Below are 24,964 nucleotides of genomic sequence, written 5' to 3'. Positions count from 1 at the left end.
CAAGTACAACCGATAAGGCCCTTTTCTCCTGTATGATTCCGGATTGACCGGACTTCATAAAATCACAGTTTGGATTCAGGGGTCCAAAGGCCGAAACTAGTCTTATCAGGAGAAGGAAGAGAAACTTGAACCCAACAGTCCGTTTCACGCAGAAAAAGAAGGTTCTGTTCTCCGCCATTCCTTCCCCCTCTAAATTCTATTTACCGCTCGTTCTTTTCTTTCTTTCTAATTCCCTCTTTGCCCAATCCGAAATTGTAGGTGAGTCTTGGATGCAATCCCTGAATCGCTGGATAGAAGCGGGCATTTCCGGATCGGAGTTTACCTTCCAAACAGTGATTCTTTTGGTGCTCGGGGGGCTCATGGCCAGTCTTCTTCCTTGTGTATATCCATTGTATCCGATTACAGTAGGGATTATCCAAGCAAGAGGAGAATCGGGTAAGAATAAACTATTCCATCCTCTGGTTTATTATTTTGGTCTTTCTTTCATGTATTTTTGTTTTGGATTGGCCGCCGGTATTTCTGGAGGCGCGGTCAATACGATTCTGAGATATCCGATCACGAATCTATTCTTAGCAATTGTTATCTTTCTATTAGGCCTGGCTTCTCTCGGGTATTTGCATCTTCCGATCTTTCGTTCTAAGGAATGGCAGGGAGGAGATGGTTGGAAGGGAACATTCCTTTTAGGAATGGGAGCCGGATTTCTTTCTTCTCCTTGCGTCGGTCCGGTTGTCGTAGCTGTTTTAATCCAGATTACTGCGGGGATTCAAACGGTTACGATCTCTTCTCTCGCTTTGTCCGCTTTCAAGATGTCTCTTTTCGGTTTCGGTTTGGGGCTTCCTTTTCTTGTGTTGGGTGTCTTTGGCCTTTCTCTTCCTAAATCGGGTAAATGGACCAAGTGGATCCAGATTGTTCTCGGCCTTGTTGTAGTTTATTTCGCTTGGTTATATTATGCAAAAGCGATGCAGTTATGGTCTGTTTCGCTAGAGCTAAGTCTCTCTATATTGGCTGCGGCGATCGGGATCCTACTCACTGCTTACTTTTACCAATCCAGCGAGCTTCATCGTTGCGTTAAAATGAAGAAGGCTCTTCTTCTGACTGGACTTATCTGTTCCTCTGTGATTTTTATCCGTCTTGCGAGTGGGAACAGTTTAGGCAATTTTCAGAAGGATGTTTTAGAGGAGCATGGAAATCTCGAATGGCATAGGACAAGCAATCCTGCCTTTGAACTTGCCAAGAGCGAGAATCGATTGGTGTTTGTAGATTTCTACGCGGATTGGTGCTCGAATTGCAAGGCATTTGAGGAACTGACTCTTTCGGACTCTGATCTGAACCAGGCATTGGGTAAGGCGGTTCTTTTAAAGGTTAGGGATGATGATAAGGATTTTCTAATATACGAACAAGACTCTCGTTTTCCCGAATTGAAAATTGGCCTTCCTTTCTTTGTGATCTTCTCTCCTGACGGCAAAGTCCTCTTCAAAACCACGAACTACTTGAATACCGCCGACATGATTCGCACCATTCGTGGTGAGAATATTCACGCTTCGGGCGAATAATCACCAAATCTCGGAGATAAGACGCCCAGTTCGGGCGAATTTCTGATAGTAAGTATTATCTTTTTGTGATATAGGACTGGGAGGTAAGCCCACGGGCCACTCCCCCCGATCCCGAAGATGGGTGGGGGCTTTCCTGATTTCTACTTAGCTTTCGATTAAATCTTTTGCCTCAATTTTCACGGCCATCTCGTTTGCCTTCGCTTTGTTCAGCCCCCGATATTTTTTAGGCGGGTTGGGCTTCTTTCTCCCAGAGCTTCCATTTTGCTAAGAAGAACAAGCCGACTAATATGATCGCGATCGATACATACTGGGACTGAGAGAACCCATGCCAGTAGTATCCGGTTAAGAAGGCAGGATTTCCTTCCTTAGCAGGAATATTTACGAGTTGAGGTGGATCTATGAATGGAATCACTGCCTTGTTAACTCGTAGGAACTCCACACCGAGGCGAGCAATTCCATGTAGGATCAAATACTGTGCTCCCAAGGAGAATCGTTTGAAGTTTTGGAATCTAGCCCATTTTTGAAAATATAGGAAATAGAAGAAGGATACGATAGATTCTATAATGGGAGTGTTCCAAACCGGAACTCCGGAGGGATGAGCACTTGTTGGCCAATACGTAAAGACTAGTAAGGGAATTCTAACTTCTGTAGAGAATCCGTAGCACCCGTCTCCGGAAACAAAACATCCCAATCTTCCGATCGCATATCCTAATGCCATGCTTGGCACTGATGCATCCAAGTAAGCCTTCACATCCAGCTTATGATTGATCATATATAAGCTGATAAATAGGATCCCGAAGAGAAATCCTCCATAAAAGACGAGTCCGCTCCCTGAGAATAAACTGGACCAAAGCCCTGGTCTTCCTGGGAAACCGTTGAAATGGGTCAATGGATAGAGATACTTTCCGTCGAAGCCGGGAGTTTCCACAAAGACCTGATCCCAAATTTCGAATACAAAGAAGATCTTTGCGCCAACAAGAGTTCCGAAGACTCCTAGGATCAAAAGCCAATCCGCGTGAGTAGGATCTAATTTCTTTCTTTCCAATTCTTTAGGGAGAAGGTAAGAGGCGGATAAAAAGGCCAGCACTACCATTAAGCTGAATGTGGAAATGCCTCCCCAATCTCTACTAATATAAGCCCGGACAAAATCGACCAGTCCGGGAATTGGAATAACGTCTAACATATTTCCTTCTTTGGATCTATTTTCCCTAGTAATTCGTTCCCCGAGCGGGAAGGGTTCGGAGAAATTCTATCATTCCATGTTTACGAATTCTGCGGGATCCATAGGAGGATCGTAACCTATATGAACTTCGTAATGCACGTGAGGGCCAGTTGCCTTTCCGGTAGAACCTACATGCCCTATAAGTTCTCCTCGGTTTACCAATTGACCCTTGGTTACTAAGACTACGGAACAGTGTCCATAGACTGTATAAAATCCATTTAAATGATTGATGCGGATACTTTTTCCCAAGCCACCGGCGGACTGGCCATTGTCCTCTATGATTCCAGGAGCGGTTGCATAGATAGGAATTCCTTCTCCCGCAGCGAAGTCTATTCCCGAATGGAACTCACCCATCTCCACGAGGCCGAAAGGATCCACCCTTCCTCCAAATGTAGAAGTCACGAATCCAACTCCAGGTTTTAGAGGACGGCCCCTAGGCATGGCATATAGAATTGATTCTCTCTCTTCCAAATAATCGAATGCATTTTGAAATGCGTGTTTGATCTTGAAGAGCTCTATATTTCTTTCTGCGAAACCTTCGACAGTGTCTTGGTATAAATTCATGTTAGTCGAAGATTCGGGCACATCTTTAGTCAGACTAAATTCGGGAACATAGTCGAAGGTCAGTATTCTTTTCCAAGGCACTTCGTCCCAGGCGACAAGATTGAGTTGCTCCGTCTTCTTCTCCAATCCGGAAATTTCTTTCTTGGCATCTTTGAGAAGAGAATTGTAGTACAAAAATAATCCGACATTATTGTCCGTCTCTCGAATCAATTCCCGATTCGGAGCAAAGAAGAAATTCATATAAACTACGAAGGCGCTCGCAAGAAGAAACAGGAGAAGTGAAAGCGCCCCCAAGAAGAAGGCCATGAAAACACTGACCTCAACATTGAGAACAGCCTCGTGATCGTGAGGAACGAGCAGGAAAGAAATTTTTCTCGAACCTTTTTCTTTGATCTTTGACCAAGCAGAACGGAGACGAAGATGTTTGATCTTCAGCCTTTCTAAGGCTCCTGGGCGGTCTTCGAACTTTGCCGGATGGTTCATAGATTTTTACTTGCAGGTAGGGGTCAGAGCGAGATTATAGGACTTAACTATCCCATCATATGAAATTCCTGTCCAATCTCTTCAAGAAAAAAATAGGATCCGTCGACGACATTCTTATTTATCCGGAGGGAAAGAGATACTACCGAGACAATCACCCGGTCCGCAAGTCCATGATAGACGAGGACGCGGTAAAAATCATTCATCGCCTTCATAAATTCGGATACAAAGCATATATTGTCGGAGGAGGAGTGAGAGATCTTCTTCTCGGTCGCAAGCCAAAAGACTTCGACGTGGTGACGAACGCCACTCCGAATCAAATTAAGAAAATCTTTAATAACTGTCGCATTATCGGACGTCGTTTTAAGATCGTTCATATCCTTTTCAAAGGAAAAGTGATCGAGGTCAGTACCTTCCGTTCCTTGCCTGAACATAGATTTGAAAAACCTGTAGAGGACCAAGACTATCTCATCAAGAGAGATAATAAGTTCGGAACTCCGCAAGAAGATGCTGCAAGACGGGACTTCACAATCAACGCGTTATACTACGATATCAGAAACGATTCCATCGTGGACTATGTAGGTGGATATGAAGATATCCAGAGCAGACAGTTACGAGTCATCGGAAATCCTGATATTTCTTTTAGAGAAGATCCTGTGCGTATGCTTCGCGCAGTAAAGTTTGCGGTCCTATTGGGATTGAAGATCGACAAGGGTACTTCCAAGTCCATTAAGAAAAACGCATTCGAATTGGAGAAGGCTTCCACTTCTCGCATGTTGGAAGAATACAATAAGATCTTCCGCACTTGGAGAACTTCTTTGATCTTTCAAGGAATGGCCCAAAACCATCTCTTAGAAGTTCTATTTAGAGAAGCGTTCGAAAAGGAAAGAAGAAAGAATCCTGACTTCGGAGACAAATTCCTGGAGACAGGGATCGGAAGAAGGCTCGTGATCGCTGATAAGCTTCTCTCGGAAAGAGAAGAGCTGACACCGCAGATCTTCTATGCTCTATTATTCTGTGACTTGGTACAAGATGCTACTTCCAAAAAGGGGGGGCATTTGGTTGCTTCTCTCAAACAGTCTTTGGAGCCTATCTTCCAAAGATTAGGAACTCCTAAAAAGGACAAGGAAAGGCTGATCAAAGTATTCGCTTCTCAGGAGAGATTTACTCATACTGAGGATGATAAGGCCTCTCAGAATAATTTCTTCCGCAAGAAAGACTTCTTCTATGACGCATTTTACGTCTTCAAGATCAATGCGATCGCAGAGAATAACGATCAGACATTGCAATCTGCATTCTTTTGGGAAATCTCTCTTAGAAAACGCCCTGTTCTGCCTAATAGCATTGGCGGTGGTGGCGGTGGGAAGAAAGAAGGCGGACGTCCAAACCGGAACCGTAATAGGGACAGGGGAGGAAGACCGGATAGAGGTCCTCGTCATAACAAGCAGCAATCTAGCGATTCTTCTAAAGAAGAGAAGGGTCGCGGCTCCGATTCGGACGATTCTTTCGACTCCGAAGATTGATCGATCTTTTTCTACGGAAGTTTAATCTTTCTGCTTTGTTGATTGGATCGATCTGAATGATCCGATTATCTGAAAGAATCTACTACAAACTGAAGATTCGTCTTACCTCGGAAAGTATTCTCTTCTAAATATCCCCAAAGATCCAATTCTCCTCTTTCTCTCAGAGCGTTCGAAAGATCGGACGCCTTGTTCCAAATAATACATTGGATAGAATCTTCGGCAGCAAGGATCTTAAAGCGCGCATGCTTTCCTTCTGAAAGAGGACGATACGATAGAATTTTTGCTCCACGGATTGAGAGAAGCGGAGCAGGATTTTCTTGTCCGAACGGTTCAAAGATCCCAAGCTCTTCGTATATTTCTTCTCTCAGTTCTTGCGGAAGAAGACTGATCACGCTCTTTGTCTCTTCTGTTGCCAGGGCCGTTCTCTCTTCTTCCAACCAAGTGCCTGCTTCTTGGAAAAGTATCTCGGCGAGCTTGGGGATCTGGTCAATCGAAAGCGAAAATCCTCCCGCTTCCTTATGGCCTCCGAATTGATGAAAGATAGGCTCGGCTTTTTTGAGAAGGTTGAGTACATTCTCTTGTCCGTAGGCTCTTACGCTTCCTTTAGCGTGGCCATGATCGGGTGCGATGAATATAACAGGTCTCTTGTATTGCTCCACAAGTTTTGTAGCTACGATCCCTGAGACTCCGGGTTCAAAATCTGGTTCATAACAAAATAGAATGGCTCTCTGCGTTCTTTCCTGTTTGCGTTTTAGAAATCCTTCTACTCGGAATAGATTTCGTTTGGTTCTTTCTCTTCTCTCTTCGTTCAGTTTGAGAAGGTCCGTTGCGAGTCCCTCTGCCTCTTTTTCGGAAGAAGAAAGAAGTAGAGAAAGAGCGGCTTCCGTTTTCTGCATTCTTCCCGCAGCATTCAGTGCGGGGCCGATACTCCAGCCAAGATCTCTGGAGAGAACTTTCTTCTTATTCAGATCTAATTGAGATAAAAGACGATTTAATCCAGGACGATGAGAGTATTCTCCCGATTTGATCCTTTGGAGAGTGGAGCATCCTTCTTTTACTAGGATTCGATTTTCTCCAGTAAGAGGCATCATGTCGGTGATCGTTCCGATAGAAGCCAGATCCAGATTTTTCAGGACTTGTTCCAGGACACCCGGATACTTAGAGATCTGAGAATAAAACAATTCTCTCTCCGGAAATTTGGTCTTAGAAGTTTTTTCCCATTCTGCATAAGGTCCCGGAAAATGTTTCTCCGCCTCCGAGCGATCTCCCTGAAAAAGTAGAACTCCTTTTTTGACGAGCGCGCCGCTAAAGAATGTCTCTCCATCCGGAACCCAATAAAGTGTATTCGATTCTTCTAATGTATTATAAAGCCAGGCAGTGATCAGTTTCCAGGAAAGAACAGAGGTGCAGATCTTTTGGGTTGGATATTTGGAATCGCTTCTCTTAGGAGAGATGAGTTTACAGAAAGAAGGAACAATCTCCGGGATCTCATGATGGTCTAAAACGATCACCTGCATTCCTTCTCCATTCAGTTCTTGGATCTCGGCACTGTTGCTTGTGCCGAAGTCAAGGGTCACGAGTAGATCCGGTTTCACTTCTCTCACGAATTTCATCGCGGGAGCACAGAGGCCGTAATCTTCTTCGCTGGAAGTTTTGACTGTTAGTTTGCCTTGGTGAATTCCCCTCAAGAAGGAAGCGAGTAGGCTTGTAGAGCATACTCCGTCACTGTCCCTGTCTCCATAGAGTAGAATGGATTTTTGCTCTGCGACCGCCGCTTTGAGTAAGGAGATCGCCTCGTCCATATCCGGAAGAAGAAAAGGAGAGGGGAGGTCGGAAAGATTTTGAAATAAGATCTCTTTGTTTGTGCTCGGACCGAATAGGGTGCCGAACACATGGGACTGGAGCGCTGTTAGTCCTGGGAGAGAAGAATTGGGAAGTTTATGAAATTCAGGGCCGTGCTCTGGCATACTTACATGATGCAGTTTCCGCTGAATTTTGCTCCCGACTCGATTTCTAGATCGGGAGTGCGAACATCTCCCACTAATTTTCCGGTCTTGCGGACCGAGACCTTGGAAGAAGCGTTGATATTTCCTTTTAGATCTCCTTCGACTTCGAGAGTTCCCGCTTCGATATCCGCCTCTACTCTGCCTGTCTCACCCACGATGAGGGAGCCTGAGGTTTCGATCGTGCCCTTGAATTGGCCTTTGATCTTGAGTGCGTTATTGAATCGGAGCTTTCCGCGGAACTGGATATCTTCGCCGATGATGGTGTCTATGGATTCTTCGCTCATGCCTCTCCTATTCTGAGAGCCAGGTCCCCCGTTTCAAATATTTTTCCGACATAAGGAGATTTTTTAGAAGGCTGCGACTAGAATTGTCTCTATCTCATTCTTAGGCAATTCCCTGGGAAGAGAATCCAAGAATGGAAAAGAAGAAGCAAGGCTTGCGATTCCGGGAAGATCGATCTTTCTCACTTCGTATTCCGAAAGTCTTTGCGGAATTTTCAATTCGATATAGATCTTACGGATTCCTTCCACTGCCTTAATCGCCGCCTCAATCACTGAAATATTCGTGATGTCCTCGTCCAAGGCCTTGGCGATCATCACGTATTTACCTGCTGAAGAGGTAAGGTTGTATTCCATTACGTGGGGAAGAAGGATCGACATTGCCTGAAACACGTCCAGGTTCGTTAGGTTGGAAGCAGCCAAAGAAAGCGCATAACAAAGTCCTAATGAACTGGAAGAGTGAGACATACCTACAAGAAGGCTTGCTCCGAAGATAGAGTTCTTATACTGCAAATTCTTAGGATCACGGATTGCAGGTACAAGGTTTTTATAAATAATCTCGATCGCTCTCAGAGAAGAAGAGTTTGTAAGTTCGTTAGAGTATTTAGATAGAATGCTGTCCACCGCCGCTGCAAGGATCCCGACTCCAACTTTCGCAACGTCTGCAGAAGTCATGAACGCGCTAATCTTAGCGTCCGCGATCACCATTTCCGGAAACAAATACTCATGAGAGAAATAACGAACTGTCCTGTCCTCGTCCAAATACACTGTAGAAATAGGTGCACATTCCAATCCCATGACTGGATGAGTGGGAATTAAAACAAGAGGGATAGGTCTCTTTAATTTTTGCGCCCTCTTAGAAACAAAGATCTCTTCTGCAAATGAGTCGTTGTTTGCAAGAAGAGCGACTAACTTTGCAGTATTTAAGCTTTCGAAAGAGCCGTAACCTATAATGCAATTGGCATTGGAGATCCTAGCGAAGTAGGCGGCAGTATCCAATTCTTTAAGAGTAGGTTCCTTCTCGATATTGTCGTAGAGAATGACTCCATCAATATGCTTTTCTAAAGAAGTCTTTATGATGGAGAACTCATCCATATTCTCCAATTCACTTTGAGTGGAGAGGATGACCGCGCGAGAACCAATGTTCTTGATGAAATTTCCCATTTTGAAACCGCAATCGGCTTCAAAATGGATCTTGGTAGGAAAATTGAAATTAATCCAATCGGGGAGTATCGGCATTCGAGTCGTCTCCCTTTTATAGTTGAGAGAGGGTAAGGGAAAACCCGGAATTCAAGGGAAACAACTCCGGGTGTTTAATGAAGAATTAGCGTCCTAAGAAAGACTCGGCAACTCTATCAGCTACCGCGTTTAGGATTTCAGGACTAAGATTGTCGTAATCTCCGTTCTTCAGTTTTTCCTTTACTTCTTTAAGTTTCGCAGAACGCTCAGAATCAACTGGGCTTGAGACGATCTTTTGAGTGATTGTCTGTACTTCTGCTTGGATACGAGCCTCGGAAGCTTTTTGCTTAGCTGTATCTGAAATTGAAATATTATCGAATGATTCCTTGGTCTCGCTTTTACGAACAGGAGTCGATTTACGAGGTTCGTACGAGCCTCCGCCAATGCCGCCTATTTTATCTATAGTCATGGGTTTTCCCTCTCACTCCAAAGTATCGGCTTCCCCGACACGTCCGTTAAGCATTTTTTTAGGATTTGTATAGATTAATACTACAAATTCCCCCTTTTCCGGGAATTTCAGGGTCGCAAGGTCCTGAGAAGGGTCGATTTTCAGGATTTCCTCGTGGATCTTTGTAAGTTCCCTTCCCAAGAGCATAGGAGAAGAAGGGAAGGTTTCCCGGATTGCTGCGAGAGTGTCTCGGATCCTATGGACCGATTCAAATAGAGCCAAGGCTCCTTCAAAAGATTCCCACTCTTTAAGTTGGTTCCTTTTCTTCTGCTTCTTCTCCGAAAGGAAGCCAAGAAAGACAGAGGGTTGCACTTGCCAGCCTGAGATAGAAAGCATTGCGGTGAGTGCACTCGGCCCAGGAATGGGGACGATGGGAAGTTTCTCTTCTCTCAATACTCGAACCAATTGGGAACCAGGATCGGAGACACCAGGAGTTCCTGCATCTGAGACAAGAGCCAAGGTCCTGCCTGCTTTTAGATCCTGGATGATCCCAGAGAAAGGGCGATCGGATTGATCCTTGTACAATGTCTTTGCGGGAGTATGTATTTCATAGGCTTGAAAAAGCCTGCGGCTATGCCCGGCGTTTTCACAGTAGATCACATCGCTTTGCTTCAGCACTTGCAAGGCTCTCAGCGTGATGTCTTCTAGATTACCGATTGGTGTTGCTACCACATAGGCGGTTCCAGGCTGGATCTGAAATCTAGGTTCTCCTTCCGGAGTCGTCATAGATTGCAGCCGGGAGGAGTTTCTCCGGAAGGGCAGCGGCAGCCAGTTGCTTGATTTCCTTTCGTACATGGATTGCAAGCAGTTCCTACAGGACAAGAATCCCGAATGGAAACAGAGCAAGAACTCACTGTACAGGCAGAAGGATTGCAACTCGTGTCAGTGCCGCAATGATCCGGATAAGTAGTGCTGCATCGAGTGACCGGAGTCGACATATTCGAAGTGATCCCTGTGTTTAGCAAGGCACGCATTGTGAACGTATACACTTCGCATTTTTGGAACATCTGAATCGGAGCGTACGCTTGCAAATTTGCAACTGTATGAGTTGTAAGATTTGCAGTAGAAGCTTGGACCGCCAACGCAGGAAAAGAAGGTTGGACTCCATTTTCCAAATACAGGTTGGAATTGCTTAAGGTCTCTCCCGCAGAAGGGATCGCGAAAGTAATATATAAATTATAACCCACGAATTGAGGTTCTTCGTTGGTAATGTAGTAACCAAGACTGTACTCAGGCTTATGAGGATCGATATTGTCGTAAATAGCAACGATACTAAAGATCTGAGGAACTGAAACAGGAGTCACAAATACATACGGTGACTGAGTCACATCCGTATTGATCCCGCAAAAAGAAAAAAAGGGAACCAAGGACCAGAAAACGGCCGCAAGGATTCGGTTTTTTAGGTTGCTCCTAAGCCAGGCTTGTAAGACTCTAAATTTAGAACCCACAAGGATAGAATTCGTCTTTGGAGCGGTCTTACAACTAAAAAATAAGGGATTCTTCACCGTGACCAGCATTCGCAAACTTATCTTCGTCGGCGGCTTCATCGTTTTTCTGATCCTTTCATTGACCTTATTATTTTGGACAGATGACGAAAAAGCAGATTCTAAGTCCCAAAAACGGGAAGCGGATGCTTTAGCCGGTTTGTTTGGAGGAGGAATGAATTCCTCTTCTTCTGGATCTTCTAATGGAGGAAGAACTTCTGCAGACAAGTCCTTATTTGAATCTTCATTTTTCACTGCGGGCAAGGCGGAATACAGAGAAGTAGACGCGGCCCAGAATGAAAATAAGCAGCCGGAATCGGATGCGAATAATCCGGTCAATCCTCAGACTGGAAAGCCTTATACAAATGAGGAGATGGAGCGTTTCCAACAATTAAGAGAAAAGTTTCCGAATAATTCCCTTTTACCAACGCGCATGACTCCGGGCGAAAAGGAACAGAAAAAAGCTTTAGAACAAAGAGTTTCAGAAGCAACTAGAGCAGTGCTTGGTAGGACAGCTTCCAAGGACCAGGTGCTCACATATTACGATTTTATGGAAAAGCAATCTAAGGACAGATTGGAAATCGTAAAATACTTGGTAGAGATCCAAAAAGGTTCGGGAGATCCCGACCAGGAAAAAAAGCTCGAGAATATACAGCAAACCATGATCCAGCAGTTGGACCAAGTGCAGAAGGATAAGCAAAGAGCTTTCGAACAGGCTGGACTGTAGTTAGGAAGAAGGAAAAGCTTGGCCCCCACCCTCATCGGGTGGTGGAGGTGGGTCCCCAGTGGGAGAGGCTCCTCGCCTCTATATCATAAAAACTGAATGCTTGCAACTCAGATTTTTCTCAGTTCCCACGATGTAGGAACTAATCGCACTGCATTGTAGGAACTCTTATTAAAACCGGATCTCACTCAAGATCGGAAAGCGAAAGCTGGATTTAGGATCCAATCCGTATTCATCCAAATGAAAAGAAGGCGGAAGCCTTTCTCTCTTCCATTGGCTTGCGGAGAATAATTTTAGGAATTTGTTTTTGCCGTCGTTAGCTTGGCTTTCGTCCTTCCATTCTCCGGATTCTAAAAGATTCTCCGGATCTTTTCCTAAAAATACAAAATTGCGTTCTAGTTTTTGAAGAAGAGGATAAGGCATTAGGTCTTTCTCATCTTCTTGCTTTTCTGAAAGAGGTTTTAGTTCTGCGCTCGGTTTCGAATTTAAGATCCCGGCGAGTGCTTTGATTTCCGGAAGGATCGGATCCTTCCCCTCATGCACATTCTGAAGCCAAGTGAGAAGGAACTCCTTACTCACCCCGGTCAATGGAGCCACTGAGCCGGAAGAATCTCCATCCATGGTAGTATATCCTACGCTTGCCTCACTTCTATTCCCGGTAGAAAGAAGAAGATGTCCATTCAAGTTTGCAAGCAACCAGACAAGAGGAGAGCGGACCCTCGCTTGTATATTCTGAAGCGCGAGATTATGATCCTTCCAGTTTGGAATAAGACCCTTGACTGAAGAAATCTTTTCGAGCATGGAGCTAACTTCCGAATCCACACTGATGGAAGCATGAGGAAATCCTAATTCTTCGGAAAGTTCTCTTGCAGAATTCTTTGTAGTCTCCGAATTATTTTCCGTTCCTTGGAATAAGGTGAACAGAATGTTTTTTCGATCGATTCCGATGGAATCCAAATACTTGGATCCAAGTTCCTTGTCCGAAAGAAGGACTGCTGCTTTCACTAACAGCGCGCAGGCCGCGCTGTCCGCTCCTCCGGAAAGAGAAAGAGTGTAACCTTTTGTTTTAGATTTTCTTAAATAATCGAACAGCCCGAGTGAGGTTGCTCTTGTAAAATCCTCGAAACGATTTTCGACGGCCTGAATCGGTTTGCCTATTTGTTTGGAAGAAGTTTTGGGAAGAGAGGCAATCTCTATTCTTTGCAATCCTCTTCCTCTGGCGCGAAATTCTTTGGTTCCGGAAGATCTAAAATTTCTAGCTCGATTCGATCTGAGTTCGGAGGAATTTAGATCCAAATGAGTGCATTCAAAATCAGTAAAATGCAACTTAGCACCTTCTACCGATACGTTCCCATCTATAAATCCTAAAGAACCGCCTTCGAAAATGAGTCGTCCGGATTCATTTCCGTTTAAGTTTGCGTAAAGTATTGCAGTAGAAGAGTTTCGGGAAGATTCAGAGAACATCTTCTTTCTGATCTGTTGTTTTCCGAGTGCAAAATGAGAAGCCCCGGGAGAGAGGATCAGATCGGCTCCCGCTTCTACCAAATATTGTCCTGGACGGGTTTGGACCCAGGAATCCTCGCAAATCTCTATTCCGAAATTGAAATCAGGGCTTTCAAATAAAAGTGTTCCGAAGGGCAGTTCTGTGCCATCCGGGGTGAGCGCATAATTTCTGGATTCTTCTCCCTTCGCAAACCATCTGTTTTCGTAATGCACTCCTGTTTGCGCCAGGTTTTGTTTCGGAACAAGACCGATTATTTTTCCATTTTGGAGGACAGCTGACACATTGAATAAATAGGGACTTTGAAAGAAGGGAAGTCCGACGATCACAGTTTTGTTCGTGGTAGCCTTTGCAATTTCCTTCAGGCTTTTCCAGGAATGTTCCCACACCCAAGAAAAATAAAATGCGTCCTCGCAGCCGTAACCTGAGATGCAAAGTTCGGGAAATAAGATCAAAGAAGAAGAGTCGCAAGTCTCGATCGCGGAAAGAATTCTCTCTCGGTTTCCCTTAAAATCTAAAGGAGTAGTGTGAAGGCTGACGGCTGTGCAACGATAGATGGACATTTCTTCCCCAGTTTGAAGCGGGGGAGGAGAGGAGAAAAGAATAAAATTGGTACGACTAGTGATTGGCGGAACCCGAATTCGGCGGCCCCCACCCTCATCGGGTGGTGGAGGTGGGTGCGCTAGTGGGAAAGCGCTTCGCCCTTCTATCATAAAAACCGAATTCTTGCAACTATGTTTTAATAGTTCCTACATCGCATCGGCCTGAGTTCCTACAAAATTCGATCCGATTCCAATTCCTTATAAATTCTCTCAGCGGCGCCTCTTCCTGTTTCTACGAATTCTCTATTGGAAAAACGGATGGCTTCTCTTCTTTCCGAATTCAATTTTAGCACCTCTAAAATCTCTTCTCTAGTTTGGATGACGAAGAGGCCGCCTCTATTTTTGAGTTCAATGGCTTCCGGTGCATGATTGATTTTTGGTCCGCTTAGAAGTGGCAATCCGAAATAGGCCGGCTCGAGCACATTATGAACTCTGTTGTGAAGCGCTCCTCCTACATAAGCAAAATCTCCTGCCCGATACGCATGCGCAAGTATTCCAAGGACATCGAATAGGATCACCTTACTTTTGATTGTCTCGAAAGAAGTTTGAGAATACAGATTATAATCTACTTTAGAATATTCTAATGCGGTTTCTATCTCTTGGATCCTTTGTGGGTCCGTTTTGTGTGGGAATATCCAGAAGGCAGTGTCTTTCAAACTCTCTTCGTTCAATAAAGGAAGAATTAAATCTTCGCAAGGTTTGTATGTGGATGCGAGAAGAAAGACTCGAGAGAATGGATATTCTTTTGGTCTCTTGAATTCTCTGGAACTAGATTCTATCTTTTGGATCACCGAGTCGAATCTGGAATCTCCTAAGGTCTTGATATAAAAATCCTTTCCTAAGAGTTCTTTAAATTTCTCTTCTCCGGATTTATGGGAAGGAAGGATCTTATCGAAGAGAGAAAAAACGGATCTATAAAATTTCTTTTTCCATTTTCCTTTAGGAACCGTGATCACTGCAGAGGCAAGGACTGTTTGAATTTTTCTCTTTCTTGCGGAGAGAAGAAGATTCGGCCAACGATCCCAAGCCATGAGAACCAAGCTCTTCGGTTGGAATTTTTTAAAAATGAAATGGTAGCTCCAAGGAAAGTCCAGAGGAAGTCTGAATTTTAGATCTGCAGGAAATGCTTCTAAGCTGGAATCTCGAACAGAGTCGGAAAAGACCGTTTGGATCAGAAACGTTTCCGGTTCCTTCTTCTTATAGACTTGGGCAAGTGCCTTGCATTGATCCAGTTCTCCGACAGAAGCAGCATGCATCCAGATTGTCTTCTTTTCGCCGGAAGAGAAAGCAAAGTTTCGGATCCTTCTTCTATCTTGGATCCTTGGCCGGATGAAATTTCGAAGCGCAGGCAAGAAGAGAGATAAAAGTACGATCCAAGGCCAAAGAAGGATCGTCAAAATCCGATAGATAATAAGCATAGTGGTATGAGATCTCCGCTCTTCGTCTTCGATTTAATGGATACTTTGATCAAGGATCCCTTTCATTTGGCCCTAGGGAGTCTTCTTCCTAGAGATCAGTGGGAAGAATTTAGGAAAGGCCGAGAAACGCAAGCCTTCTTAGATTTCGAAATGGGCAGAATCGAAGAAGAGGAATTTTTTAATCGATTTTATTTAGATTCTCATAAGGACAAGGGTCTTCCTCATCCTCAGGATCTGAAAAATAAGATGTTCTCTAAGATCGAAGTGATCCCTGAAACAGTAGAGATCGTAAAAGAGCTGAGAGAGAAAGGCTTTCAGATACTACTTGCGAGCAACTACTCGATTTGGTACAAAGAGATCTTAAAATTCCAAGAAATCGGAGAGCTCTTACATTCTCTAAACGGATTATATTTCTCTTGTGAGATGGGAGTGCGTAAGCCTGCCCAAGAATATTATCAATGGATAGAAACGGATCATCCAGGAAGAGAGTATGTGTTTGTGGATGATAACGCGACCAATGTGGAAGTCGCAGGTTACATGAACTGGAACTCTTTTAAATTCAATCCTAAGAAGCCGAATGAACTTAGGGAATTTCTTAAAGAGCAGTACCCCAATTGTCTTTGATCTCGGCACCAGGATAGGCTTCTTCTCTGCTATCTATAAGTATGCCGAAGCGATCCAGATAAAAGAAAAATTCTCCCTTTGCTTGGAATGGGCTCGGCTTAATACGGATCGAGCTTACTTCCAAAGGAAAACGAAGTGATTGATTGAGTCGTACATTTTGAACAGGTATGTCTAACTTCACTTCCATTCTTTTCCATCCGTCGAACTTTAGATCTCCTAACTCCAAAACGATTTCCTTCGACTTCTTCTGATTGAATACGATCTCTAAGACTACGTTATGATTGGAGGAATATGCCCAGAAAAATACTCGTACTGGGATCCCGATGGGTAAGCGGATCGGTTCCTTTGGACGGATTTCTAAATGTTCGTGCTTAGGATTTTCGAAGAAGGTTTGGACCATCATGGATCTGTATTCTTCTGGAGGAGAGGCCTTGTACAATTCTCTTTCCTTGACGAAGGCAGGAGAGTTCGGGACCTGAGAAACATATTCTATTCTATTTAAGAAAGAGACACCTCTATACACTTCCCAAGGTCTTTCTCCTTCAAAGGAATCCACCAGAAAAAGATTGTAATGCTTCCAGTCTCCGAGTACTTTTTCAAGCTGCAGTACTCGATTGGATTCATCCCGATCCCTCGTTACAGGAGGTGCCCATGCTTGGTTGGGTAGGAACTCCAACACGAGGCATAGAATCAGGAGAAAAATGGATTTGGCCACCCTAGATGTTTCGGTAGAATTCCGGGATTCCGTAATAGGGACGAGGTTTTTTGGCCAATTCGGGACCTGCGGAGGCCGATACTAAACACAGGTATTTTATGAACCGGGATATTCTCAAAATTCTATTAAGCGGCCTTTTGATTCTTTTACTTGGATCCTTGGCGGTTTATATCGTTTTGCAGAAAGATAAGATCGCTTCCTGGTACAAAGAAAAGCAAGGCACGGTTGCCGTAGAAGAGAAGGGGCAGAATGAGAGGATCATCATTCCCATGGACGAGGTTCCTAGCGGAAAAGATCTAAACCAAACTCACAATTTCGATTCGGAGGCTGCAAAGCCTAAGGAAAACGTAGCGGAGCCTTCTTCTCAGGCTCCTTCTAAACCTGAATATGAGATGCCTGGTTTAGGTCCGGAGAAGAAAGACAAGGGTCCTTCTTCTAAGCCTCCCGAAAGGTTGAACCCAGCTCTTGCAGAAAATCGCGAGAGCCAAAGTAAGGATTCTTTCGATTCTCCTAAACCTAGGGTCAAAGAAGATAAGATAGAATACGATGATGTTCCGAGACCTAAAAAGGAAAGACATCTTCACAAGAAAAGGCATTATAAAACAAGACATCATTCCAATCTAGGAGCGAAGCTTTCTTCCTTGGAAAAGAGAGTAGGACGTCTGGAAAAAAAATTAGGAGTGAAGTCGTCTGCTTCTGCCAAGAATAAGACTAAGAAACTCTCCTTGAAGAAGAGAGTGGAACTCTTAGAGAAAGAGGTGTCTACTCTGAAGAAGAAGTCCAAAGAAGACTGATACTATCTAAGACCGTGGGAGTCTCAGAAAATTATAAATCGATAATACAAGAGATAGGATCCATTCGTCCGGAAAGGCCTCCTGTGCTGATCGCTGTCTCTAAATACCAACCGCAAGCTAAAGTAAGAGATGGTCTGGCCGGAGGAGTTCTTCATTTCGGAGAGAATCGGGTCCAAGAAGGTAGCGAGAAGTTTAAGGATCTTGGGATTGCCGGAAAGGATTTTATACTTCATCATATAGGCCCGGTCCAATCCTCCCATATTCGAAAGTATCCTGGAATATTCTCTTATGTGCATGGCCTAGGTTCTAAAAAGATTCTGGAGGAACTTCTTTCCAGAATGGAGAGAGAAAAGTGGGAATTGAAATATTTCCTACAAGTCAATCTAACGGGAGAGGATAGTAAGTCAGGCTTTTCTAAGGAAGACGCAATCTCTCTCTTAAAAAACAAAAGTGATCTTTTTGGAGAATATTGTAAGCTGGAAGGACTCATGACCATGGGGCCAAGTTCCGGCGATCCAGAGATCACTCGTACTGTCTTTCGAGAACTAGCAAATATCCGAAAGGAGTTCCTTCCCGAAGGAAAATTATCCATGGGAATGTCGGGTGATTATAGGATTGCGATAGAAGAAGGAAGCGACTATCTGAGAATTGGAACTGCGATATTCGGAGAAAGAGAATGAAGAATATGAAAATTGGAATTATAGGATGCGGGAATATGGGAGGAGCGATCTATCGTTCTCTCCAAAACAGAAACTTCCAAGTGTTAGGTTATGATCCATTCCTTGATCCTAAAAAGGCGGACGGTATCCAGCTCGAATCCGATTGGAAGTCCTTTCAGAATAAGACCGAATTATTGATACTCGCAGTGAAACCAGGAGATGCAGCTAAAACATTGTCTTCTTTGGAAACCGCAAAGAATATACTCTCTGTGGCTGCAGGAATAGATACTCATACTCTTAGAAATTCTTCTCCTTCCGGTTCTAAAGTGGTTCGGATCATGCCGAATCTTCCTATTCTGATTGAAAAGGGTGCCCTTGGTTATTATGGAGATAAGGAATTGTACGAAAGCGTCCAAGAGATCTTCTCTCCCATTTCTTATTGTGTGGAACTTGCTAAAGAAGATCTACTGGATGCAGTTACAGGTCTCTCCGGTTCCGGTCCTGCCTACGTACTTCGCTTTATTCAAAGTTTGGCGGAAGGGGGAGTCGCCTCAGGTCTAACGTACACCCAAGCATTAAGATTGTCGATCCAAACGGTTTTAGGGAGCGCGGAACTTTTAGCGAAAGAATTGGATCAAAATTCAGAAGCGCATCCAGAAGTATTGAAAAACAAAGTTACTTCTCCCGGAGGAACTACAATCGCCGGATTAGAAGAATTGGAAAAAAACAATTTCCCTTTTGCAGTGATGTCCGCAGTGAAACGTGCGTCAGAAAGGTCAAAAGAGTTAGGAACTAAGTAAAAAGGATTATATAGGACGAAAGTTTATTTCTTTTTTAAAAGAGAAAGAGTGGAAAAAGTAGATTTAAGACGTCTCTTTGTCTACTTTTAAGGAAGAAGAGAGGAAATCAAACGCTCTAGCGCGGACAGGATTCGAACCTGTGACCTTTGGGTTATGAGCCCAACGAGCTACCGGCTGCTCCACCGCGCGGCGTCTAGAACCATGATTCCTCTACCTGGGCTTAAAGTCAATTGAAAAAGTAAAAAGAGTTTGATTTCCTTGAGGAAAGCTTTTTGATGCTACTACCTCGTGCGGATCGACTTCAAACATTAGATCGAAAGTCCGTAAACGATGAAACGGATTTTAGCGAAATAGAATATCTTTTCAATTTAGCACTGGGAGATTCCAACTTGATCGGAAAAGACAATGATCCATTAATGATCGAGTATTATGAGAAGAAGATCTACGATCAAAAACAACTTCTCGAGATCAGTAAGGCTCTTAATTCCACACTTGATTATAAGTATCTAATTGATGCTATCCTGAATATTTGCTTGGCTCAATTGCAAACGTTGAGTGCAGCTATTTTCTTAGCTCCAGAAGCAGACTCGAATTATTTCGAGTTAGAGCCTAGCTTTAAAGGATTCGATCTAGCCGAGGATGACTCCGGCTTCAAGATCAAAACAGACGCACCTCTTATCACTTTCTTAGAAACGAAACTGAAGGCTATGACTCCCGATCAGGTCGAGGAAGCCATGGGACTCAGTCCGGAGTTGGAGTTCCTACGCAGAATCGGCGGGGACTTGATCATTCCTCTCAACGCAAAAGGAAAAGTAAACGGACTTCTTCTTCTCGGTGAAAAGATCACGATGGGAGAATGGATGGAGGAAGATAGAGACTTTCTCACTACTCTTTCTACTCTCGCAGGGATTGCCGTCGAGAACTCCCGTCTATATGAACTGGCCACAGTGGACATGATGACCGGTTTGAAAGTGCATCACTATTTCCAAACCAAATTGAAAGAAGAGATGGAACGCTGTAGAAAGAAGAGAGCGAATCTCGCACTTCTATTTACGGACGTAGACAATTTCAAGAAGTTCAATGACACTCATGGTCACCAGGCAGGAGACCAGGTGCTTATCGAGGTCGCAAGAAGGCTGATCCAATGTGCAGGAAAGCATGATATTGCTGCTCGTTACGGTGGGGAAGAATTCTGTTTAGTCATGCCAAGCGCCGATCTGAAACGAGGCTACGAAATGGGAGAAAGGCTGCGGAAGGCAGTTGAATCCAGTTCTATTCCTAATCCGAATGGCGGGCCTGATTTCCAGGTCACTCTTTCTATCGGGGTTTCGGAGTTTTGGACCACAGACAGGAATAATAAGGATCTGATCGAGAGAGCGGACAAGGCATTGTACGAAGCCAAGCATTCGGGCAAAAACCGGACGATCAGCTTTCGGGTACCTGTAGAGAATTAATTTTTTTCACGGATTTCTAGGCTTCTTTGCCTTATCGAAATCCGTCATTCTGCCGAAGGTTCTAGCATGGAAAGACATCTAGAGCTGGACCATTATTATATCAACCAGATCGAAGAGGCAGAACTCGGTAAGAGGATCCGAAACCGTGCTCTCGGCCGAGAAGAATTCGATTTCTCTCCCTATTCTTGTTTTATAGAGTATAAAGCAAAGGATACTATGACCGGGATCGAATATAGGGACTGCGTGATCGATTATACTCGCTGCCCAAACTCCCGCTGCATTAAAAAACTTATCTGATCAAAACGGATTTTCCCGTGCTTCGGGAAAATCCTTCTCTTCTTTCTTCTATCCGTTCCTAAAAAAAAGATCGATTTTTATGGAAAGCCTGGCAATCTTACTGGGTTTTGGAAAGAATTATATACAAAAAAGATAATATGATTCCTCGCGGGCTTCTTCTCTTTCTCTTTTTATTCAGCTTTCATTTGAGTTGTTCTTCTTTCGATATTCGAAATCTTTTTTCGGGTTATATACATTATGAAAAGGAAGCTGGAGGCGCTTGGATCCGTCTTCCTCTGAAAGAAGTGGATCATCTTCCTGTTCTTTATCTTTCCATGGAACAAGGAAGAGAGCCTCTGAGATTTCTGATAGATACCGGTGCATTCGTTTCTTTCTTAGAAGATGATTTCGTTCCGGAGAATTCTCCCCGCAAATTTTTGAGCGCTAGCTTTCCTGGTGGTGCAGTTCAGTCCGTTCGCAAGGCAATCCAAAACGATCTATATGCGGGAGGGATTAAGGTCTTCGAAAACGTTGAATTCTTCTCTCATAATTTTCCGAAAGAACTGAGAGTGAACGGTATTCTGGGCATGAATGCATTTTTGGGTCATGTGATCCAACTGGAACTTCCGGATAGGCTTTCTATCTGGAAATCTCCTTCTTCTAAATCTGCCCCCGGTTTTCCGGAAGAAAATTTATTTCCTATGCTTCTGAGATCCGGCCAACCGACTGCGGTGCTTCTTCGTCCTCCCGGGATCAGAAAGGAATCTTGGATCTTGGATACCGGCGCTGAATACAGCGTTTTGGATTGGGACACCATCCAAGGAGATCACCCGACTGAGTATTTGGAAGGAAAGGATGCCAGCGTTTATAATTTCGGAGGAGGGAAGTTGAATGCCAAGATCCGTATTCTGAAGCCTTTCTGTCCTGTTTTTGTTAAAAATAACTACGAGGGTTTCCGCTTTTGTCTGCCGGACTTAGAGGTCTTTCCGGGAGGCATTCCCCCCGATGCATTGCATTGGGACTATAGAAAGGGCATCGTTGGGATTCTGGGCCGGAATTGGATGGAAAACTATCGAATTCTTTTGGACACAAAAAGGAGTCTTATTGGTATAGTAGGAAAGGAAACGGACCCGGCAAATGAGTAAGGGAAAGATCATCGTAGCAATGAGTGGTGGAGTGGATAGCGCGGTTACCGCAGGCCTTCTTATGGAAGAAGGTTACGAGGTGATCGGTGTAAACCTGCGCACTTGGGAATATGAGGCGCCAGCTTGCGATACTACCAAAAAATCCTGCTGCTCACCGGAAGATATCCGGGACGCCCGAGATGTGGGTCTCTCCTTGAATATACCGTTTTATGTGATCAAGATGGAGAAGCTCTTCCAAGAGAAGGTAATCGATCGTTTCGTAAACGATTACAAGGAAGGAAAGACTCCGAATCCATGTGTGGAATGCAATACTTTCGTGAAATTTGGAGCCTTGTTCGACAAGGCGAAGGCGTTAGGGATCGATAAAATAGCCACTGGTCATTATGCTAGGATCCTAGAAGTGGACGGCCGCTATTCTGTAGCAAACGCCGAAGACATGAATAAGAACCAGGCTTATTATTTATACGGACTTTCTCAAGAGAATCTGAAGAATACCGTATTCCCTCTGGGAGGAATGACCAAACCAGAGGTGAGAGAGATCGCAAGAAGAATGGGATTGCCGGTCGCTGAGAAGGCGGAATCCCAAGAGATCTGTTTTATTCCAGAAAACGATTATAGAAAATTCTTGGCTAAGAAGAATATCGACTTCACTCCGGGAGCGTTTGCTCTGCAGAACGGACAGGTAATCGGTCATCATACTGGTAAGGAAAACTTTACCATAGGTCAAAGAAAAGGCCTTGGGATCGCCTGGAAATCTCCGCTATACGTCATCTCAATCCAAGACGATGGAACAGTGATCTTGGGAGAAGAGCGACAAACTTTTGTCGAATCGTTTGTGGTCGAGGATTTGAATCTGCAAGCTTGGGCGCCTGTTTCCGGAACGGAAGAAACAGAATGCAGGGTGCAGGTCCGATATAGATCCAAGCCGATCGCAGCCAAAGTAGTCAGAGAAGAAAACCAGATCCGTGTCTTTCCTTTAGAAGAAGTCAAAGGAGTTGCTCCCGGCCAATCTGCAGTATTCTATCCTTCGAATGGGAACTATCTGCTTGCAGGTGGGATCATCCGCAAGGGAAGTGTAGTCACCTACGAAAAATCGGATGTATCTGTATTAGAAAATTCTAATGTGGGAGTTTCTGTTCTTCCGTGAGTAAAAAGATCGCCGGTAAGACGATTCTAATCATAGGTGGGGGACTGTTACAGGTTCCGATCATCCAAACCGCAAAGACAATGCAACTTAGAACTGTTGTAGCGGATATGAATCCGGACGCGCCAGGCTTGAAGGTATGCGATCTTCCTATGATCATGTCTACAAAGGATATCGAGGGAATGGTGAGAGAGTCCAAAAGGCTTTCCGCTACCACTAAGATAGATGGTGTGATCACGGCTGGAACGGACGCGAGCATGACAGTTGCTGCTGTTGCAAATGCCCTGGATTTACCTGGGATACGCTTCGTCGATGCGGAAGCAGCTTCCAATAAGGTCAAGATGCGGGAGAGATTGAAAAAGGCAGGCGTTCCCATTCCCGGTTTTGCTCCCGTTTGGAGCATCCAAGACACACGAGATGCGTTGGAGTTCCTACAGTTTCCTTTGGTGATGAAACCTGCAGACAATATGGGAGCTCGCGGGGTCGTAAAGGTCAATAATCGAGAAGAGCTCCAGGCTGCATTCAAGCATGCCAAGAAATATTCTCCCACTGGAGAAATGATCCTAGAAGAATACATGCCCGGTCCTGAAGTTTCCGTGGATGCTCTTGCCTGGGATGGAAATTTTAGGATCACCGGACTTGCCGATCGGATCATTGAAAGAGAGCCTTACTTTATAGAGATGGGCCATAATATGCCTTCTGCACTTTCTCCTTCTATACAGAAAGAGATAGAAGATGTGATGTTCAGAGGAATGCAAGCGCTTGGGATCAAAAGAGGGGCCGGCAAAGGCGATATCAAGGTGACTCCCACCGGAGTTAAGGTAGGAGAGATTGCTGCTCGTCTATCCGGCGGTTTCATGTCCGCATTTACTTTTCCTCTTTCCAGCGGGATTAATTTAAACCGAGCCGCCATACTCATCGCGTTGGGCGAAGAGCCAGACAATTTAGATCCTTTGTTCAATCGGGTCTCTATCGAAAGAGCATTGCTTGCTCCTAAGGGAAAACTTCTATCTATCGATGGATTAGAAGAGGCGAAGAAGATAGAAGGAGTCACTGATATTTATCTTCTGCACAAGATAGGAGATGTGATCCCAGAGCCTACGAATAATATCGAGAAGACAGGGCATGTGATCATTTCTGCGGAAACTCTTTCACAAGCGGAGAGTATCTTCTCCCAAGTATTAGATACTGTAAAATTTACTTCTGACGAACTATATTCCATTTCAGAGAAGGAGATAGCGGCTAACGCTAGAGTCCGATTTGGAAAAGAAATTTGCTGGGTCTGCAAGGTATGCGATGGCACTGACTGTGCTTCCGGAGTTCCGGGAATGGGCGGGGTCGGAAGAATGCTTACCTTCCAAGACAATGCAAAGGCGCTCGCAGAATATTCCATTCTACCCAGATATATCCGGGACAATGTGCAGGCAGATACTACCACGAATTTCTTGGGAAGAAGTCTTTCTACTTCCTTCATGTGCGCTCCTATGACGGGAGCAATCACGAACATGAGCGGAGCAATGGATGAGTATACTTTAGCTGCCGTTCTTTTAGAAGGTTGCCTTGCTTCCGGAAGCTTGGCATGGTTAGGCGATGGAGCGAGTCCTGAAAAATATCTGATCATCCTTGAGGCTCTCAAAAAAGTGGGAGGGGCAGGAATCCTGATCTGCAAACCAAGAGAAGATGAGGGGTTGATCCGAGAAAGATTCCAAGAGGCGGAGACCCAAGGGGTCCTCGCTCTCGGAATGGATATAGACGCGGTTAACTTCAAGACCTTGGTCCAGAAAAAAATCCCTTCCATCACGAGAGGAGTGGATGCTCTCTCTAAGATCCGTTCTTATACCAAACTTCCTTTCATTATCAAAGGGGTCATGAGCCCAGAAGATGCAGTCCTCGCAAAAGAAGCCGGGGCTGACGTTATTGTAGTTTCCAATCATGGAGGAAGAGTGCTCGACGATATGCCGGGAACTGCGAGAGTTCTTCCTAAGATTAGAGAGGCTCTCGGAAAAGATTTCCCGATCTGTGTGGATGGAGGGGTGAGAAGCGGGGCCGATGTTTTCAAAATGCATGCTCTCGGTGCTGATACTGTGCTCGTGGGAAGGCCGATGGCAATTTCGGCAGTCGGAGGCGGTGTGGCCGGGGTCCGATTCTTGGTCAGCCAATATTCCGAAGGCCTTATTCAGGCGATGAATACCGTCGGGGTTTCTAAAGTATCCGAAATTAGGAAAGAATTTATTTTTAAGAAAAAGGAAGAAGAGATTTCCTAACGCTCGTTACCTTCCGCGGAAATTCCAAGGCAAATCGGTGGAACCTA

At 44.5% G+C, this 24,964-nt stretch carries 23 protein-coding genes and 1 tRNA gene; 12 read left to right on the top strand and 12 right to left on the bottom strand.

The features are described 5' to 3' along the window. The first annotated feature begins 269 nt into the window (after positions 1–269). The gene (locus tag EHO59_RS13220; protein WP_135589144.1) at positions 270–1,553 is read left to right on the top strand and encodes a protein-disulfide reductase DsbD family protein; all 1,284 of its coding nucleotides are present in this window, start codon (positions 270–272) and stop codon (positions 1,551–1,553) included. Positions 1,554–1,776: 223 nt separating this feature from the next. On the opposite strand, the gene EHO59_RS13215 is transcribed toward EHO59_RS13220, so the two are convergent. Beyond that, on the bottom strand, positions 1,777–2,736 hold the full coding sequence (locus EHO59_RS13215) for a prolipoprotein diacylglyceryl transferase (RefSeq protein ID WP_135588808.1): 960 nt from the start codon (positions 2,734–2,736) through the stop codon (positions 1,777–1,779). Positions 2,737–2,805: 69 nt separating this feature from the next. Further along, the gene (locus EHO59_RS13210; protein WP_135588806.1) at positions 2,806–3,822 is read right to left on the bottom strand and encodes a M23 family metallopeptidase; all 1,017 of its coding nucleotides are present in this window, start codon (positions 3,820–3,822) and stop codon (positions 2,806–2,808) included. Positions 3,823–3,881: 59 nt separating this feature from the next. On the opposite strand from EHO59_RS13210, the gene pcnB reads away from it, so the two are divergent. Beyond that, a complete protein-coding gene (gene pcnB, locus EHO59_RS13205) occupies positions 3,882–5,342 on the top strand; it encodes a polynucleotide adenylyltransferase PcnB (RefSeq protein ID WP_135588803.1) in 1,461 nt (486 codons plus the stop codon). A 65-nt stretch (positions 5,343–5,407) separates the two neighbouring features. Here the strand turns inward: pcnB and recJ are convergent, their stop codons facing one another. The 6 genes from recJ to EHO59_RS13175 all read right to left on the bottom strand — a co-directional run bounded on the left by recJ (position 5,408) and on the right by EHO59_RS13175 (position 10,761). Next, the gene (gene recJ, locus EHO59_RS13200) at positions 5,408–7,309 is read right to left on the bottom strand and encodes a single-stranded-DNA-specific exonuclease RecJ (RefSeq protein WP_135588801.1); all 1,902 of its coding nucleotides are present in this window, start codon (positions 7,307–7,309) and stop codon (positions 5,408–5,410) included. 2 nt (positions 7,310–7,311) lie between these two features. Then, positions 7,312–7,632, bottom strand: coding sequence for a bactofilin family protein (locus EHO59_RS13195; RefSeq protein ID WP_135588799.1), 321 nt, complete (start codon positions 7,630–7,632; stop codon positions 7,312–7,314). A 63-nt stretch (positions 7,633–7,695) separates the two neighbouring features. Continuing rightward, the gene (locus EHO59_RS13190; protein WP_135588797.1) at positions 7,696–8,865 is read right to left on the bottom strand and encodes an iron-containing alcohol dehydrogenase; all 1,170 of its coding nucleotides are present in this window, start codon (positions 8,863–8,865) and stop codon (positions 7,696–7,698) included. 85 nt (positions 8,866–8,950) lie between these two features. Then, entirely contained in the window at positions 8,951–9,274 is a 324-nt protein-coding gene (locus EHO59_RS13185) for a flagellar biosynthesis anti-sigma factor FlgM (RefSeq protein ID WP_135588795.1), read from the bottom strand. A gap of 12 nt (positions 9,275–9,286) precedes the next feature. Next, positions 9,287–10,039 (bottom strand): 16S rRNA (cytidine(1402)-2'-O)-methyltransferase, encoded by a 753-nt coding sequence (gene rsmI / locus EHO59_RS13180; protein ID WP_135588793.1) that lies wholly within the window; start codon positions 10,037–10,039, stop codon positions 9,287–9,289. Further along, complete coding sequence (locus tag EHO59_RS13175; protein ID WP_425460240.1) at positions 10,036–10,761, bottom strand: LIC11073 family putative lipoprotein; 726 nt, start codon at positions 10,759–10,761, stop codon at positions 10,036–10,038. Before EHO59_RS13175 ends, rsmI begins: the two co-directional genes overlap by 4 nt. Before the next feature lie 58 nt (positions 10,762–10,819). Between EHO59_RS13175 and EHO59_RS13170 the strand changes: the two genes are divergently transcribed. Continuing rightward, entirely contained in the window at positions 10,820–11,524 is a 705-nt protein-coding gene (locus EHO59_RS13170) for an LIC_20245 family lipoprotein (RefSeq protein WP_135588791.1), read from the top strand. A gap of 168 nt (positions 11,525–11,692) precedes the next feature. Here the strand turns inward: EHO59_RS13170 and nadE are convergent, their stop codons facing one another. Both nadE and EHO59_RS13155 read right to left on the bottom strand, forming a co-directional pair. After that, positions 11,693–13,585 (bottom strand): NAD(+) synthase, encoded by a 1,893-nt coding sequence (gene nadE, locus EHO59_RS13165; protein ID WP_135588789.1) that lies wholly within the window; start codon positions 13,583–13,585, stop codon positions 11,693–11,695. Between the two features lie 209 nt (positions 13,586–13,794). Further along, on the bottom strand, positions 13,795–15,042 hold the full coding sequence (locus tag EHO59_RS13155) for a 3-deoxy-D-manno-octulosonic acid transferase (protein WP_135588787.1): 1,248 nt from the start codon (positions 15,040–15,042) through the stop codon (positions 13,795–13,797). Positions 15,043–15,048: 6 nt separating this feature from the next. Between EHO59_RS13155 and EHO59_RS13150 the strand changes: the two genes are divergently transcribed. Further along, complete coding sequence (locus EHO59_RS13150) at positions 15,049–15,666, top strand: HAD family hydrolase (RefSeq protein ID WP_135588785.1); 618 nt, start codon at positions 15,049–15,051, stop codon at positions 15,664–15,666. Here EHO59_RS13150 and EHO59_RS13145 read toward each other — a convergent pair. Further along, positions 15,638–16,381 (bottom strand): flagellar filament outer layer protein FlaA, encoded by a 744-nt coding sequence (locus tag EHO59_RS13145; RefSeq protein ID WP_425460233.1) that lies wholly within the window; start codon positions 16,379–16,381, stop codon positions 15,638–15,640. The genes EHO59_RS13150 and EHO59_RS13145 overlap by 29 nt on opposite strands. A gap of 98 nt (positions 16,382–16,479) precedes the next feature. Here EHO59_RS13145 and EHO59_RS13140 point away from each other — a divergent pair, with 98 nt between their 5' ends. The 3 genes from EHO59_RS13140 to proC are packed head-to-tail and all read left to right on the top strand — an operon-like array spanning position 16,480 to position 18,634. Continuing rightward, a complete protein-coding gene (locus tag EHO59_RS13140) occupies positions 16,480–17,175 on the top strand; it encodes a hypothetical protein (protein WP_135588783.1) in 696 nt (231 codons plus the stop codon). A 14-nt stretch (positions 17,176–17,189) separates the two neighbouring features. Continuing rightward, positions 17,190–17,855, top strand: coding sequence for a YggS family pyridoxal phosphate-dependent enzyme (locus EHO59_RS13135; protein WP_135588781.1), 666 nt, complete (start codon positions 17,190–17,192; stop codon positions 17,853–17,855). Continuing rightward, the gene (proC, locus tag EHO59_RS13130) at positions 17,852–18,634 is read left to right on the top strand and encodes a pyrroline-5-carboxylate reductase (RefSeq protein ID WP_135588779.1); all 783 of its coding nucleotides are present in this window, start codon (positions 17,852–17,854) and stop codon (positions 18,632–18,634) included. Before EHO59_RS13135 ends, proC begins: the two co-directional genes overlap by 4 nt. A 116-nt stretch (positions 18,635–18,750) precedes the next feature. Here proC and EHO59_RS13125 read toward each other — a convergent pair. After that, a tRNA-Met gene (locus EHO59_RS13125) sits at positions 18,751–18,823 on the bottom strand. 200 nt (positions 18,824–19,023) lie between these two features. Here EHO59_RS13125 and EHO59_RS13120 point away from each other — a divergent pair. From EHO59_RS13120 to EHO59_RS13100, 5 genes are all read left to right on the top strand, one after another. Continuing rightward, positions 19,024–20,088 (top strand): sensor domain-containing diguanylate cyclase, encoded by a 1,065-nt coding sequence (locus EHO59_RS13120; protein WP_135589141.1) that lies wholly within the window; start codon positions 19,024–19,026, stop codon positions 20,086–20,088. 66 nt (positions 20,089–20,154) lie between these two features. Then, positions 20,155–20,385, top strand: a complete 231-nt coding sequence (locus EHO59_RS13115) for a hypothetical protein (protein ID WP_135588777.1) — start codon at positions 20,155–20,157, stop codon at positions 20,383–20,385. A 137-nt stretch (positions 20,386–20,522) separates the two neighbouring features. Beyond that, positions 20,523–21,509, top strand: coding sequence for a pepsin/retropepsin-like aspartic protease family protein (locus EHO59_RS13110; protein WP_135588775.1), 987 nt, complete (start codon positions 20,523–20,525; stop codon positions 21,507–21,509). Next, the gene (mnmA, locus tag EHO59_RS13105) at positions 21,502–22,656 is read left to right on the top strand and encodes a tRNA 2-thiouridine(34) synthase MnmA (protein WP_135588773.1); all 1,155 of its coding nucleotides are present in this window, start codon (positions 21,502–21,504) and stop codon (positions 22,654–22,656) included. The genes EHO59_RS13110 and mnmA overlap by 8 nt, the downstream gene beginning before the upstream one ends. Next, on the top strand, positions 22,653–24,917 hold the full coding sequence (locus tag EHO59_RS13100) for an alpha-hydroxy-acid oxidizing protein (protein WP_135588771.1): 2,265 nt from the start codon (positions 22,653–22,655) through the stop codon (positions 24,915–24,917). The genes mnmA and EHO59_RS13100 overlap by 4 nt, the downstream gene beginning before the upstream one ends. Positions 24,918–24,964: the final 47 nt, after the last annotated feature.

It is taken from the genome of Leptospira semungkisensis, assembly GCF_004770055.1.
Classification (GTDB): Bacteria; Spirochaetota; Leptospiria; order Leptospirales; family Leptospiraceae; genus Leptospira_B; species Leptospira_B semungkisensis.
The sequence above is the reverse complement of the archived record's forward strand: the minus strand, read 5'-3'. Positions and strand labels throughout refer to the sequence as shown.